12 protein-coding genes are annotated in these 13,325 nt (G+C 71.7%); 7 read left to right on the top strand and 5 right to left on the bottom strand.

Annotation, left to right across the window (positions count from 1 at the left end; all coding sequences use genetic code 11):
* The first annotated feature begins 7 nt into the window (after window positions 1-7).
* Window positions 8-394, top strand: a complete 387-nt coding sequence (locus ACFY36_RS40395) for a DoxX family protein (protein ID WP_499751193.1) — start codon at window positions 8-10, stop codon at window positions 392-394.
* A gap of 11 nt (window positions 395-405) precedes the next feature.
* Here ACFY36_RS40395 and ACFY36_RS40390 read toward each other — a convergent pair whose 3' ends face one another.
* The 4 genes from ACFY36_RS40390 to pdhA form a co-directional block, all read right to left on the bottom strand.
* Entirely contained in the window at window positions 406-846 is a 441-nt protein-coding gene (locus ACFY36_RS40390; RefSeq protein ID WP_499751192.1) for an RDD family protein, read from the bottom strand.
* 41 nt (window positions 847-887) lie between these two features.
* Entirely contained in the window at window positions 888-2,108 is a 1,221-nt protein-coding gene (locus ACFY36_RS40385; RefSeq protein WP_499751191.1) for a dihydrolipoamide acetyltransferase family protein, read from the bottom strand.
* Window positions 2,105-3,100 (bottom strand): alpha-ketoacid dehydrogenase subunit beta, encoded by a 996-nt coding sequence (locus ACFY36_RS40380; protein ID WP_499751190.1) that lies wholly within the window; start codon window positions 3,098-3,100, stop codon window positions 2,105-2,107. Before ACFY36_RS40380 ends, ACFY36_RS40385 begins: the two co-directional genes overlap by 4 nt.
* A gap of 85 nt (window positions 3,101-3,185) precedes the next feature.
* Window positions 3,186-4,238 carry a pyruvate dehydrogenase (acetyl-transferring) E1 component subunit alpha gene (gene pdhA, locus ACFY36_RS40375; RefSeq protein WP_499751189.1) on the bottom strand — a complete coding sequence of 351 codons (1,053 nt, stop codon included), beginning with the start codon at window positions 4,236-4,238 and terminating at the stop codon, window positions 3,186-3,188.
* 122 nt (window positions 4,239-4,360) lie between these two features.
* On the opposite strand from pdhA, the gene ACFY36_RS40370 reads away from it, so the two are divergent.
* From ACFY36_RS40370 to ACFY36_RS40360, 3 genes are read left to right on the top strand one after another with little or no spacing between them, the layout of a single operon-like run.
* Window positions 4,361-4,813 (top strand): Lrp/AsnC family transcriptional regulator, encoded by a 453-nt coding sequence (locus ACFY36_RS40370; protein WP_498698674.1) that lies wholly within the window; start codon window positions 4,361-4,363, stop codon window positions 4,811-4,813.
* The gene (locus tag ACFY36_RS40365; RefSeq protein ID WP_499751188.1) at window positions 4,810-5,571 is read left to right on the top strand and encodes a class I SAM-dependent DNA methyltransferase; all 762 of its coding nucleotides are present in this window, start codon (window positions 4,810-4,812) and stop codon (window positions 5,569-5,571) included. The genes ACFY36_RS40370 and ACFY36_RS40365 overlap by 4 nt, the downstream gene beginning before the upstream one ends.
* A 48-nt stretch (window positions 5,572-5,619) precedes the next feature.
* A complete protein-coding gene (locus ACFY36_RS40360; protein ID WP_499751187.1) occupies window positions 5,620-8,472 on the top strand; it encodes an ATP-binding protein in 2,853 nt (950 codons plus the stop codon).
* A 190-nt stretch (window positions 8,473-8,662) separates the two neighbouring features.
* Here the strand turns inward: ACFY36_RS40360 and ACFY36_RS40355 are convergent, their stop codons facing one another.
* Complete coding sequence (locus tag ACFY36_RS40355) at window positions 8,663-9,244, bottom strand: TetR/AcrR family transcriptional regulator (RefSeq protein WP_499751186.1); 582 nt, start codon at window positions 9,242-9,244, stop codon at window positions 8,663-8,665.
* 68 nt (window positions 9,245-9,312) lie between these two features.
* Here ACFY36_RS40355 and ACFY36_RS40350 point away from each other — a divergent pair, with 68 nt between their 5' ends.
* From ACFY36_RS40350 to ACFY36_RS40340, 3 genes are all read left to right on the top strand, one after another.
* Window positions 9,313-10,314, top strand: a complete 1,002-nt coding sequence (locus tag ACFY36_RS40350; protein ID WP_499751185.1) for an alcohol dehydrogenase catalytic domain-containing protein — start codon at window positions 9,313-9,315, stop codon at window positions 10,312-10,314.
* Window positions 10,315-10,383: 69 nt separating this feature from the next.
* Complete coding sequence (locus ACFY36_RS40345) at window positions 10,384-11,361, top strand: LacI family DNA-binding transcriptional regulator (RefSeq protein ID WP_499751184.1); 978 nt, start codon at window positions 10,384-10,386, stop codon at window positions 11,359-11,361.
* Between the two features lie 17 nt (window positions 11,362-11,378).
* Entirely contained in the window at window positions 11,379-13,319 is a 1,941-nt protein-coding gene (locus ACFY36_RS40340) for a beta-galactosidase (protein ID WP_499751183.1), read from the top strand.
* Window positions 13,320-13,325 lie beyond the last annotated feature (6 nt).

Below are 13,325 nucleotides of genomic sequence, written 5' to 3'. Positions count from 1 at the left end.
TCCCCGCATGTCGAAGACACGCAACCTCGCCCAGGCCGCCCTCGGACTGGTGCTGCTCACCGCCGGCACCGGCCATCTGACCACCCAGCGCGAGGAGTTCCAGGCTCAGGTGCCGTCCTGGGTACCGCTGGACCCCGACTTCGTCGTGCTGGCCTCGGGCCTGGTCGAGCTGGGCCTCGGCGCCGCGCTGCTGTCCACCTGGAAGCAGCCGGCCCGGGCCCGGCTCGGCAAGGTGGCGGCGGCCTTCTTCGTCGGGGTGTTCCCCGGCAACATCGCCCAGTACACCGAGCACAAGGACGGATTCGGCCTCGACACCGACCGCAAGCGCGCCCTGCGCCTGCTGGGCCAGCCCGCCCTGGTCGCCTGGGCGCTGGCCGCCACCCGCAGGTCCTAGCCGCGGACGACCTAGCCGCGGACGACCTGGGTGCGGGCCACGATGTCGCCGATGCGGCGGCGGCGCGGAGAGGCCAGGACCACGATGAAGGCGACCAGATAGCCGAAGATCCCGTCGATGACGCGGAAGATGGTCCGCAGGATCGCCTTGCCGACGCCCGGCGGGGTCCGGCCGGTCTCGCCGTCGATGACCCGGATCCCGGTGACCATCTTGCCGATGGTACGGCCGAGGTAGCCCTCCATCAGCACGTAGTAGAGCGCCGTGATCACGAAGAGCAGAAGGTTGCCGCCGGTCGCGAGCCGGGTCAGTTCGCGGTCGTTGACGACGACGTCGAAGTCGAACAGTGCGGCCAGCAGATTCCCGGCCGCGCCGAGAACGATGCCGTCGATGATGGTCGCCACCACCCGCCGCCCGGTCACACGGACGTCCGGTCCCCCCGATACGTAAGCCATGGGAACCATCCTCACAGGGGCGGCGGGTGCCGATCAACCGGTCAGAGCCGCGCGATCGCGCCCGCCGGGTTCTCCATGGCGTCGGCGACCGCTCGCATGAAGCCGGCGGCGGTTCCGCCGTCGCAGACGCGGTGGTCGAAGACGAAGCTCATCTGCGTGATCTTCCGGACGCACAGCTCGCCGCCGACCACCCACGGGCGGTCGATGATGCGGCCGAAGCCGAGGATCGCGACCTGCGGGTGGTTGATGATGGCCGCGCTGCCGTCCACGTTGAAGGCGCCGTAGTTGTTCAGCGTGAACGTCCCGGCCGTGGGGGAGACGTTCCCCTCCCGGGCGGCGGCGGTGACCTTCCGGATCTCCTCGTCGAGCCGCGTCGTGGTCAGTGACCCGGCGCCGGTCACGGCCGGCACCACGAGGCCCCGTGAGCCCTGGACGGCGATGCCGAGGTCGATCCGGTCGTACTGGACGATCTCCTGACGTTCGGCGTCGAGCCGTGAGTTGAGCACCGGGTACTGCTTCAGCGCGGCCACCACGAAGCGCGCGATGTAAGCGAGGATTCCCGGTCCCGGCCGCAGACTTTCCCGCAGCTCCCACAGCGGCGTGGCGTCGACGTCGACCCAGACCGTCGCCTCGGGGATCTCGGCCCGGCTGCGGCTGAGCGCGGCCGAGACCGCCTTGCGGAATCCGCTGAGCGGGATCCGCTGTTCGCCCGCCGCCGTCACCGGCTGCTCCACCGCTGTCGTCTTCGCCAGCGCCGTTTCCACGTCGGCGCGGACGATCAGGCCGCCCGGGCCGCTGCCGGTGACCTGACGCAGATCGAGGCCGCCCTCGCGGGCGAGCCGGCGCACCAGCGGCGACACCACGAGCGGGGCCGCCGCCGGGTGGGCGACAGCGGCCTTTCGCGGGGGACGCCGGCGGCGTCCCGTCGCGGCCGGTGCGGCGCTGGTGCCGTACCCGATCAGGACGTTCCCGGAGCCGGCGCGTTCCTCCTCGCGGTACGTCTCGGCCGGTGTCGGCGCGGCGACCGCGCCGACCGTCAGCAACGGCTTGCCGACCTCCAGCACCGAGCCCTCGGGCGCGTGGCGCACCGCGACCCGTCCCGCGAACGGCGTCGGCACCTCGACGAGCGATTTGGCCGTCTCCACCTCGACGACGGGCTGATCGACGGCGACGGTGTCGCCCTCGTTCACGAGCCAGCGCACCACCTCGGCCTCGGTCAGGCCTTCGCCGAGATCGGGCAGCAGGAACACCTGGTCGCTCACGAGTCCTCCCACTGGAGGTCGTCCACCGCTTCGAGCACCCGGTCCACATTGGGCAGGTGGAGGTGCTCCAGCTTCGGCGGCGGATAAGGGATGTCGTACCCGGTGACCCGGCGGATCGGCGCGGCCAGCGAGTGGAAGCAGCGTTCGGTCACGCGGGCCACGATCTCCGAGGAGACGCTGGCGAAGCCGCTCGCCTCGGCGACCACCACCGCGCGGCCGGTCGAGCGGACCGCCGCGCACACCGTCTCGTCGTCGAACGGCACGATCGAGCGCAGGTCGACGACCTGGAGGCTGCGGCCCTCGCGGTCGGCGACCTCGGCCGCCTCCAGCGCGACCGGCACCGACGGGCCGTAGGCGATCAGGGTCGCGTCGGTGCCCTCCCGGCGTACGACCGCACGGCCGATGCCCGCCGCCGGCGGCCGTCCGGAGAGTTCGACCTCCTCCTTGCTCCAGTAGAGCTTCTTGGGCTCCAGGAAGACGACCGGGTCGGGCGAGGCGATCGCCTCGCGCAGCAGGCCGTACGCGTCCGACGGGGTGGCCGGCGCGACCACATGCAGGCCGGGCGTGTGCGCGTAATAGGCCTCGGACGAGTCGCAGTGGTGCTCGACGCCGCCGATGCCGCCCGCGTACGGCACCCGGATCACCATCGGCAGCGAGACCTTGCCACGGGTGCGGTTCCGCATCTTCGCCACGTGGCTGACGATCTGCTCGAACGCCGGGTAGGCGAACGCGTCGAACTGCATCTCGACGACCGGGCGCATCCCGTTCATGGCCATGCCGACCGCGACGCCGACGATGCCCGACTCGGCCAGCGGGGTGTCGAAGCAGCGGTCCTCGCCGAACTCGGCGGACAGGCCGTCGGTGATGCGGAAGACGCCGCCGAGCGGGCCCACGTCCTCGCCGAAGACGACCACCGACGGGTCGGCGGCCATCGCGTCGCGCAGCGCCCGGTTGAGCGCCTGCCCCATGGAGAGCTTCTCGTGGACCGTCATGCTCTGGCCTCCTTCGGTATGCCCTTCTGGCCCTCGCCCGCGAGGCCGTCGCAAGGTGCGGCTGGGTGCCGCTCGGTGCAGGCGGTCATACCTGGGCCCCCTGCTCCTGCAACTGGGTGGTCGGTTCGGCGTACACATAAGCGAAAAGGTCTGCGGGGTTGGGCTCGACGTCACGGTTGAGCCCATCGCGCATGTGGGCCGCGGTCTTCTCCGCCGCCTCCTTCATTTCCGACAGGAGAGCGTCGGTCAGCAGATCCCGCTCGCGCAGGTGCTTCTCCAGACGGACGATCGGGTCGCGGTCGACCCAGGCCGCCACCTCGTCGTCGGTGCGGTAGCGCGTGGCGTCGTCGGCGTTGGTGTGCGCCTGCATCCGGTAGGTGTGCGCCTCGACCAGCTGCGGGCCTTCTCCGGAGCGCGCCCGGTCCACGGCGTCCTTCAGCACGGCCAGCACGGCGGCGACATCGTTTCCGTCGACGCGCTCGCCCTTGATGCCGTACCCGATGCCTTTGTGGGCCAGCGAAGGCGCGGCCGTCTGCCGGGACAGGGGCACGCTGATGGCGTACTCGTTGTTCTGCAGGAAGAAGACGACCGGCGCCTTGAGGACGGCGGCGAAGTTCAGCGCCTCGTGGAAGTCGCCCTCGCTCGTGCCGCCGTCGCCGCAGAGCGCCATCACGACGGTCGGCTCACCCTTGAGCCGCGCGGCGTGCGCGACCCCGACCGCGTGCGGCAGCTGGGTGGCGAGCGGCGTCGTGTGCGGGGCGACCTTGTGCTCGTACGGGTCGTAACCGCAATGCCAATCGCCCTTGAGCAGGCTGAGCGCCTCCACCGGGTCGACGCCGCGCTCGGCGATCGCGGCCGTGTCCCGGTAGGTCGGGAACAGCCAGTCGCCGTCGCCGAGCACCTGGGCCGCCGCGACCTGGCAGGCCTCCTGCCCGTGCGACGACGGATAGACGGCCAGCCGGCCCTGACGGACCAGGGCGTACGCCTGCTCGTTGAGCCGGCGGGCGGTGATCAGGCCCTGTAGGGCCCGCAGCAGCGCCGCGTCGTCCGGCAATTCGTCTCGTACGGCCCGGCCGTCGACGCCGATCAGCGTCACGGGCGAGGCCGAGGGGAGAAGGTGGTGTGCGTCACCTGTCATGTAGACATGCTTCGCCCCTTGCCATTTGGTTTCCACTATCGGGTGAAAACCAAGAAGATGTACGCTCGCGGCAGGCTTCGGAGAGCCAAACGTCTCCGCCAGGCGCCTAGTGGATCGGAGGGATGAGACAAGTGGTCGACGACATCGATCGCCAGATCCTGGCCGAGCTCACCCAGGACGGGCGCCTGTCGATGCGTACCCTCGCCGAGCGTCTCCACATCTCCCGCGCCAACGCCTACGCGCGGGTCGAGCGCCTCCGCTCCACGAACGTGATCCGCGGTTTCCGGGCCGACGTCGACCCGGTCGCGGCCGGACTGGGCACGTCGGCCTACGTGACGGTGAACCTCAACCAGGCCGAGTGGCGCGACGTGGCCGACCAGCTCCGCGCCCTGCCCGGCGTCGTGCACATCGCCCTGGTCGGCGGCGAGTTCGACGTCATCATGCTGGTGCGGGCCTCGGACAACGCCGCGCTGGGCCGCCTGGTCCTCGACGAGATCCAGGGCATGCCCGGCGTCGTCAACACCCGCACCCTCCTCGTCTTCGAAGAGGCCGAACCACCGGGACTGAGACCATGACGAGCGGTGACGACATCGCGCTCTGGGACAGCGCGGCCGCGCAGTACGCGGCGCACGACGGCGATTCCTTCTACCGCCGCCTGAGTCCCTTCCTCTGGCGCCAGTTCGGCGACGTGACTGGGCAGCCGGTGCTCGACCTCGGCTGCGGGCACGGCTGGCTCTCCGAGAAGTTGCGCCTGGCCGGAGCGGCTGTGACCGGCATCGACGGCAGCACCGCGCTTCTCGGGCACGCCGCCGGGGCGTACCCCGAGATCGCCTTTGTCCCGTACGACCTGACGGCGGGCCTGCCGCGGCCCTTGCAGCCGTTCCGGGCCGTGGTCGCGCACATGGTCCTGATGGACCTGCCGGAGCTCGACGCGCTCGTGGCCGACGTCAGCGCCTCGCTGACCGGCGACGGGGTCTTCGTCTTCTCGATCCTGCATCCCAGCTTCTTCCACCAGCAGCCGGTGGAGGACGCGGAGACGGGCGAGCGCTATCGCAAGGTGACCGGATATCTGCGGCACGAGCGCCGCTGGATCACCACGTTCGGCGGCCACAACCATTACCACCGCCCGCTTTCGTGGTATGTCGACCTGCTCACCCGCAACGGTCTGGTGGTCTCCGGCCTGCACGAGCCGCCGACCCTGCCGCAGCACGGCCGGCCCGAGGAGCAGTGGACCGACTACGAGCGCTGGTTCGCCACCGTTCCCACGATGCTGGCCGTCGCCTGCCGCCGGCGGAAGCCCGGCCGTGGCCGGAGACACAGGGGGCCCCAGTGAACCCCGCCGATCTCCGAGCGTGGCTCCTTGAGGGGGAGGGGATGCGGAATGGAACTACGCGGTCGATCCTCGGAGCTGGCGGCCCTGGACGGCCTGCTGGCCACGGTCCGGGGCGGGCACAGCACGTCGCTGGTCCTTCTGGGCGAGGCCGGCGTCGGCAAGACTTCGCTTCTGTCGTACGCGGTGACGACCGCGACCGGCTTCCACGTGTCCCAGGTGGCCGGTGCCGAGGCGGAAAGTGAACTGCCGTTCGCGGCGCTGCACGAACTCTGCCGCCCGATGCTGAATCACCTCGACCGCCTGCCCGCACCTCAGCGCAAGGCCCTGACCACCGTCTTCGGCTCCGCCCCCGCGGACGAACGCGCGCCGGACCTCTTCCTGATCGGGCTGGCGACGCTGAGCCTGTTGGCGGAGGCGGCCACCCGGAGGCCGCTGCTCTGTGTGGTCGACGACGCGCAGTGGGTCGACCAGGCGTCCGCCCAGGTGCTCGCGTTCGTCACACGGCGGCTGCAGGCCGAGTCGGTGCTGATGCTCGTCGCCGCCCGCGAGCCGGTCCGGGAGCTCGACGGCCTGCCCGCGCGGACCGTCGAGGGCCTGGACGACTCCGACTCACGGGCCCTGCTGGGAACGGTCGTCCGCTGGCCGCTGGACGAGCGGGTCCGCGACGCGATCCTCGCCGAGGCACACGGCAACCCCTTGGCCCTCCTGGAACTGCCGTTGGCCGGCACACCGGCCACCTTGGCCGGCGGATTCGGCCTGCCGGCGGCGCTGCCCCTGGCCGGCCGCCTGGAGGAGAGCTTCCTGGCCCGCGTCGGAGGACTGTCGGCCGACGCCCGGAGACTGCTGTTGGTCGCGGCGGCGGACCCGGTGGGCGACCCCGCCCTGATGTGGCGGGCCGCCCGCCGCCTGGGCATCGCCCGGGAGTCCGCCGACGAGGTACGCGCGGCCGGCCTGCTCACGATCGGCGCCACCGTCCGTTTCCGCCACACGTTGGTGCGCTCGGCCGTCTACCGGGCCGCCTCACCGGATGACCGCCGGGCCACCCACCACGCCTTGGCCCAGGCGACCGACGAACAGGCCGACCCGGACCGCCGAGCCTGGCACCGCGCCCAGGCCGCCGATGCCCCTGACGACCAGGTGGCGGCCGCCTTGGAGGCTTCCGCCGGAAGGGCACAGTATCGAGGAGGCTTGGCCGCGGCCGCCGCGTTCCTGGAGCGGGCCGCCGCCCTGACCGAGGACCCGGCCCACCGCGCCGACCGCGAACTGGCCGCGGCGCGGGCCCTCCACCAGTCCGGCGCCCTCGACCGGGCCGCCGCAACGTTGAAGCGCGCCGCCACCGGCCCGGCCGACGAGCGCCGAGCCGCCCTGATCGGCCTGCTGCGAGGGCAGATGGCCTTCTCCGCCCGGCATCCACAGACCGGCGGACCCCCAGCGACAGCCGGCCGCACCCCGCAACCGAACGCCCACCACCGCGCTACTCGCGCCGGCGTGGGGAGCGGACGGGCCGGGCACGGACACGAGGACGCCACGGGGCTTCTGCTCGACACGGCTCGGCGGCTCTCGCCGTGGGACGGCGCGCTGGCGCGGGAGACGTATCTGGATGCGTTCGCGTCCGCGATGCTCGTGGGACGGCTGGCCACCGGACCGGGGCTGGCGGAGGTCGCTCGGGCCGCCCTCGGCGCGCCCGTCCTGGAAGGGCCGGCGCGGACGCAGGATCTGCTGCTCGATGGGTTGGCGGGATATTTCTCCGGCGACCACGCTACTGGCGTTCCGCTGCTGCGGCGGGCCTTGAACGCCTTCCGTGATCCTCGATTGCCCCCGGAATCCACGGTCAGGTGGGGATTTCCGGTTCGGCACGCGGCCAATGTCCTCTGGGACGACGACGGATGGCACCGGCTCAGTGAGCGGCACGTCGGTGTCGCGCGAGAACAGGGGGCGCTCGCGGTGCTGCCGGTCGCGCTCAACCAGCGAATCGCCGTTCACTTGCATGCCGGGGAGATCGACGAGGCCACCGCGCTCGTCGACGAGGCGAACGATGTGGTGGAGGCGCTCGGCGTGGTGCGGCCTGGATACGGCGAGGCGGCGGTCGCGGCCTGGCGGGGGCCGGCCGGTGAGGCGTCCAAGCTCATCTCCACGTCGACCGAGCTGGCCGGGGCGCTGGGGGAGGGTGTCGGGGTCACGTGGTTCCAGTACCTCGCGGCGGTTCTGCACAACGGGTCGGGCCGTTTCCGGGAGGCGCTGGTGGCGGCGGAGCGCGCCGTCGCGTACACCGGGGAACTGGGTTTTGCCTCATGGGCCCTGCCCGAACTGGTGGAGGCGGCGGTGGCCGGCGGTGACAAGGACCGTGCGGCCGAGGCGGTGTGGCAGCTCGAAAGGATCGTCGCTCCGGGCGGATCCGATTGGGGGCTCGGGGTTGTCGCGCGGTCGCGGGCGCTGATCGCGAACGGCGCCGAGGCCGGCGAGCTCTTCCGCGAGGCCGTCGATCGGCTCGGCCGCTGCCGCGCTTCGGCCATGCGGGCTAGGACGCGATTGCTGTACGGCGAATGGCTGCGCCGCGCGGACCGGGACGCGGAGGCACGGGCTGAGTTGAGGGCCGCGTACGAGAGTCTGAGCCTGATGGGTGCCGACGGCTTCGCCGCCCGGGCCCGCGATGAACTGCTCGTGAGCGGCGAGGTCGTACTGCCGGCGGCCCGCCCGGCGCCGACGGAACTGACTCCGCGGGAGCTGCGCATCGCCCGGCGCGCCCGGGACGGCCGCTCGAACGCCGAGATCGGCGCCGAACTGTTCCTGAGCGCCCGCACGGTCGAGTGGCACGTCCGCAAGATCCTCGCCAAGCTGGGCATCACTTCCCGCCGCGACCTGCCCCGAGCCCTGCCGGAGAAGGCCCACGGCGCCGCCTGAGGGTGCCCGGACCATGCGCTGCCCCACACCGCGCCCGCCCCTCACCGCTCCGCCCCTCACCCGCGTCACTTCTCACGCGCTGCCCCTTAGGCGCGCTGGCTCTCATACGCGTCGGTGCCTGCGCAATGGTCCTGGCGGGGATGCCTGGCCGGCGAGGGCGCACGCGGCGATGGGAAAGCGCGGCGGGAATTCAAGCGCGCAAGACCGCGGAGAACAGCTCGACGCGCCGATCCAACGGGAGGGCCCCGGGCTCGATGACGCCGTGCACGCCCAGGACGTTCGTAGTGCTCAGGATCAGGAAGGCGATGCTCCACGGGTCGCCCGTGACGCCCAGGTGGGCGGCGTTGTCGCGGATCAGGTCGGCCAGCGCGGTCATCAACCGGTGGCGGCTGGCCAGGTAGACCGCGGCCACGCCGGGATCGGTCGTGGCCTGCACGGCGAACTCGGCTATCAGCACGTGCCAGCGTTCCTCGTCCAGGGACAGCTGGGCCAGGCGCAGCGCCACGTCGTCGGCCCGGGCCGACGAGATCTGCTCGGCGGAAGTCAGGATGAGGGCCGTTATCCGCTCGTCGAGCAGTTCGGCGAACAGCTCCTGTTTCGAGCCGAAGTTCGAGTACACCGCGCCCTTCGTATATCCGGCTCTTGCGGCGATGGCCTCCAGCCGCGTTCCGCCGTACCCCGAAAGCCGGAACTCCTCGGCCGCCGCGGTGAGCAGGCCGCGGCGAACTTCCTCGCGCCGTGGCCGTCGTCGATCTTGTGGCATTGCAGACATTGACCTCTCGATACCGTGGGTATTCACTCGATACCGAGGGTACTGAAATTGCTGACCGAGGAGCAACCATGCTCGCAGGACGTCTCAACGTTTCCACCGGAACGTTCGCTGTCGAAGAGGTCGCCGAGCCGCACGCCGGCCCCGGCCAGGTGCGCATCGCCGTCAAGGCGGCCGGTGTCTGTCTCTCCGACGTCCACCTCATCCAGGGCGTCATCAAGCCGCTGCTGCTGCCCGGCGACAGCGTCACGCTCGGGCACGAGACCGCCGGCGTCATCGACGAGATCGGCGACGGCGTGACCGGGCTCGCGGTCGGCCGGCGCGTGCTGCTCCAAGCCGGCGAGGAGCGCGACGGCGCCGTCTGGACCCGTGGCGTCGACTACGACGGCGGCTGGGCCGAGTTCGCGGTCGCCACCGCCACCACCGTCGTGCCGCTGCCCGACAGCCTCCCGTTCGAGCAGGCCTGCTTCATTCCCGACGCCGTCTCCACGCCGTGGGCCGCGATCGTCGAGACGGCCCAGGTCGCCCCGGCCCGGCCGGTCGGCGTCTGGGGCGTCGGCGGCCTCGGCGCACACGCCGTGCAACTGCTGCGCGTCATCGGCGCCGCTCCGGTCATCGCCGTCGACCCGCTGCCGGCCGCCCGCGAACGTGCGGTGACTTTCGGCGCCGACCTCGCGCTCGACCCGGCCGACCCCATCTTCGTGACGCGGGTGAAGGAGGCGACGCGCGGGCGCGGCCTCTCATACGCCTTCGACTTCGCCGGTGTCGCGCCCGTGCGCGAGCAGGCCGCCAAGACCCTGGCCCGCGAGGGCAAGCTGATCCTCGTCGGCCTGACCGACCAGCCGCTGACCATCACCGGTGGCACCCACTTCAGCTATCTCAAGCAGCAGATCCTCGGCCACTACGGCTCGCAGGCCGAGCACGTGCTGGAACTGCTCGACCTGGTCGCCGGCGGCCGCGCCGAGTTCTCCCGCTCGGTCAGCGGCACGCTGCGCCTGTCCGACGCGGCCGAGGCCGTCCGCCGGCTGGACGCCAAGGAGGGGAACCCGATCCGGCTGGTGCTCATCCCTTGACAAAAGTTACCGGTAACAGTTTTGCTGGCAAGTGAACTGTTACCGGTAACTTTTGGTGGGAGCCAGCCCGTGGTGCGCAAGGACCGAGTGCTCAAGGCGCCGACGATCTACGACGTCGCGCGCGTGGCCGAGGTCTCCCACCAGACCGTGAGCCGCTATCTGTCCGGCGTCTCCCCGCTGCGCCCGGCCTCACGCGAGCGGGTCGAGCGGGCGATCCAGGAGCTCGGATATCGCCCCAGCCTCACCGCGAGGGCGCTGGCCCGGGGCGAGTCCCGCACCGTCGTGGCCCTCACCGGGGAACTGCTCGAGGTCGGCACGGTCCAGCTCGTCGAGGGCGTGCGCCGGGCCGCGCGGGCCGCCGGCTACCTGCTCGACGTGATGACGTACGACGCGAGCGACCTGGGGCGAACGCTCACTAACATCGCCCGCCAGGACATCGCCGGAGTCCTCGCCATCGCCGACACCGACCAGCTCCGCGAGGCCGTCGAGCGGCAGTCTCCCGACCTGTTCATCACGGTCACCGAGGACGCGCCCGGCGCCAACACCGTCGAAGCCCATCTGGCCATCGCCCGCCACCTCATCGAGCTCGGGCACCAACGGGTCGTCTATGTCGCCGGGCCGCGCGACTGGCGCTCGGCCCGCACCCGCCTGCGCGCCTTCGAGGAAGCCGCCACCGGCCTCGCATGTGAACGCTTGTTTGCGGTCGGCTGGTCCGCCGCGGCTGGATACGAGGCCGGGCAGCGGCTGACCGACCCGACCGCGGTCGTCTGCGCGAACGACCAGATCGCGCTCGGCGTGACCCGGGCCCTGGCCGAGCGCGGCCTCGACGTCCCGGCCGACGTCAGCGTGGTCGGCTACGACGACATGCCCGAGTCGGCGTACTTCTCGCCGCCGCTGACGACCGTACGGCAGGACTTCGCCCTGCACGGGGCGTACGCGTTCCGCCGCGTCCTGGAGCGGCTCGAGCCGGGCGTGCCGCGGGAACCGCTGCCCGCGGTCGAGGACCACCTGATCGTGCGCGGCTCCACGGCCGCGCGACGCGCATAGGCAAGAGAGGGACCGAGATGCCGATCTGGTACGGCGGGGACTACAACCCGGAGCAGTGGCCGCGCGACGTGTGGGACGAGGACGCCTCGCTCATGCGGACCGCGGGCGTCAACCTGGCGACCGTCGGCGTCTTCTCGTGGTCGCGGCTCGAACCGCGCGACGGCGAGTTCGACTTCGAGTGGCTCGACGTGGTGCTGGAGAAGCTGCACGCCGCCGGGGTCCGCGCCGACCTGGCCACGGCCACGGCCTCGCCGCCGCCGTGGCTCACCCTCAAGCATCCCGAGATCCTCCCGGTCACGGCCTCGGGCGTACGCCTGTCGACCGGCAGCCGGCAGCAGTACTGCCCGAGCTCGCCGCTCTACCGCAGCTACGCCACCCGCCTCGTGAAGGCGCTCGCCGATCGCTACGGATCGCATCCCGCCCTCGAGATGTGGCACATCAACAACGAGTACGGCTGCCACGTGAGCCGTTGCTACTGCGACGTCTCGGCCGGCGCCTTCCGCTCGTGGCTGCGCGACAAGTACGGCACGATCGACGGCTTGAACGACGCCTGGGGTACCGCTTTCTGGTCGCAGCGGTACTCCGGCTTCGAGGAGATCTTCCCGCCGCGGGACGCGCCGACCTTCAAGAACCCGGCCCAACTGCTCGACTTCGACCGGTTCGGCTCGCACGAACTGCTCGAGTGCTTCCGCGCCGAGGCGGCCATCCTGCGCGAGGCCACCCCGGACATTCCGCTCACCACGAACTTCATGGGCTTCTTCAAGCCCGCCAACTACTGGGAGTGGGCCAAGGAGCTCGACTTCGTCTCCGACGACAGCTATCCCGACCCGGCCGACGACACCGCCTATCTGCAGTCGGCGATGACCCGCGACCTGATGCGCTCGCTCGCCGGCGACAAGCCGTGGGTGCTGATGGAGCAGGCGCCCAGCGCGGTGAACTGGCGTCCGCACAACGCGGCCAAGCGGCCCGGCCAGATGCGCGCGTGGTCATATCAGGCCATCGCCCGCGAGGCCCGCGGCATCATGTACTTCCAGTGGCGGCAGTCCATCGCGGGCGCCGAGCAGTTCCACTCCGGCATGGTGCCGCACAGCGGGACCGACACCCGGGTGTGGCGCGAGGTGGTCGAGTTCGGCGCCGAGCTCAAGGCGCTCTCCGGACTCCTGCCGTCCACAGTGGCCGCCCCGCCGATCGAAGCCGCGATCGTCCTGGACTGGGAAAGCTGGTGGGCCCTGGAGCAGGCGGCCCGCCCGGCCCGCGTCAGCTACGCGGCGCAGATCTCGGGCTGGTACAAGGCCTTCGCCCAGGCCGGCCTCCGCGTCCGCTTCGTGCACCCCGGCGCCGACCTGAGCGCCTTCCGTGTCGTCGTGGCGCCCACGCTCTTCCTCGCGACCGAGGCCGACCTCGAAAACCTCGGCACGTACGCCGGCAACGGTGGCACGCTCGTCGTGACGTTCCAGAGTGGGATCGTCGACGAGAACCTGCGGGTCCGCCCCGGCGGCTACCTCGGCCCGCTCCAGCGCACGCTGGGCCTGTGGATCGAGGAGTTCACCCCGCTCGCCGGCCACCCGGCCGCGCTCGCCGGCACGGTCACCTCGTCGTCGGCGACCTGGAGCGAGGTCGTACGCCTCAACGGCGCCACCGTCGAGTCGGAGTTCACCGACGGCCCGGCCGCCGGCGGCCCGGCCATCACGAGCAACGGCACCGCCTGGTACGTCGCGGCCGACCTGGCCGCCGACGGCAAGGCGGCCCTGGTCGAGACCGTCCTGGCCCGGCTCGGCCTCGACCTGCCCCGCCCGGCGCCGGGCGTCGAGCACATCACCAGCCAGTCCGACACGTACGTCATCAACCACCACCCGCTGCCGCACGTCGTCGAGCTCGACGGCACCGACCTGCTCACCGGCAAGCCGGCCCGGGGCCTGGAACTGCCCCAGTACGGCGTGGCCATCGTCCGCGCCTAGGGGCTC

The organism is Actinoplanes sp. NPDC000266 (genome assembly GCF_042899005.1).
Classification (GTDB): Bacteria; Actinomycetota; Actinomycetes; order Mycobacteriales; family Micromonosporaceae; genus Actinoplanes.
The sequence above is the reverse complement of the archived record's forward strand: the minus strand, read 5'-3'. Positions and strand labels throughout refer to the sequence as shown.

Excerpts from the sequence above, each read along its gene's own strand:
- ACFY36_RS40395 (WP_499751193.1), top strand. The coding sequence starts at position 8 with ATGTCGAAGACACGCAACCTCGCCCAGGCCGCCCTCGGACTGGTGCTG.
- pdhA (WP_499751189.1), bottom strand. The coding sequence starts at position 4,238 with ATGACAGGTGACGCACACCACCTTCTCCCCTCGGCCTCGCCCGTGACG.
- ACFY36_RS40390 (WP_499751192.1), bottom strand. The coding sequence starts at position 846 with ATGGCTTACGTATCGGGGGGACCGGACGTCCGTGTGACCGGGCGGCGG.
- ACFY36_RS40380 (WP_499751190.1), bottom strand. The coding sequence starts at position 3,100 with ATGACGGTCCACGAGAAGCTCTCCATGGGGCAGGCGCTCAACCGGGCG.
- ACFY36_RS40370 (WP_498698674.1), top strand. The coding sequence starts at position 4,361 with ATGAGACAAGTGGTCGACGACATCGATCGCCAGATCCTGGCCGAGCTC.
- ACFY36_RS40365 (WP_499751188.1), top strand. The coding sequence starts at position 4,810 with ATGACGAGCGGTGACGACATCGCGCTCTGGGACAGCGCGGCCGCGCAG.
- ACFY36_RS40350 (WP_499751185.1), top strand. The coding sequence starts at position 9,313 with ATGCTCGCAGGACGTCTCAACGTTTCCACCGGAACGTTCGCTGTCGAA.
- ACFY36_RS40340 (WP_499751183.1), top strand. The coding sequence starts at position 11,379 with ATGCCGATCTGGTACGGCGGGGACTACAACCCGGAGCAGTGGCCGCGC.
- ACFY36_RS40360 (WP_499751187.1), top strand. The coding sequence starts at position 5,620 with ATGGAACTACGCGGTCGATCCTCGGAGCTGGCGGCCCTGGACGGCCTG.
- ACFY36_RS40355 (WP_499751186.1), bottom strand. The coding sequence starts at position 9,244 with ATGTCTGCAATGCCACAAGATCGACGACGGCCACGGCGCGAGGAAGTT.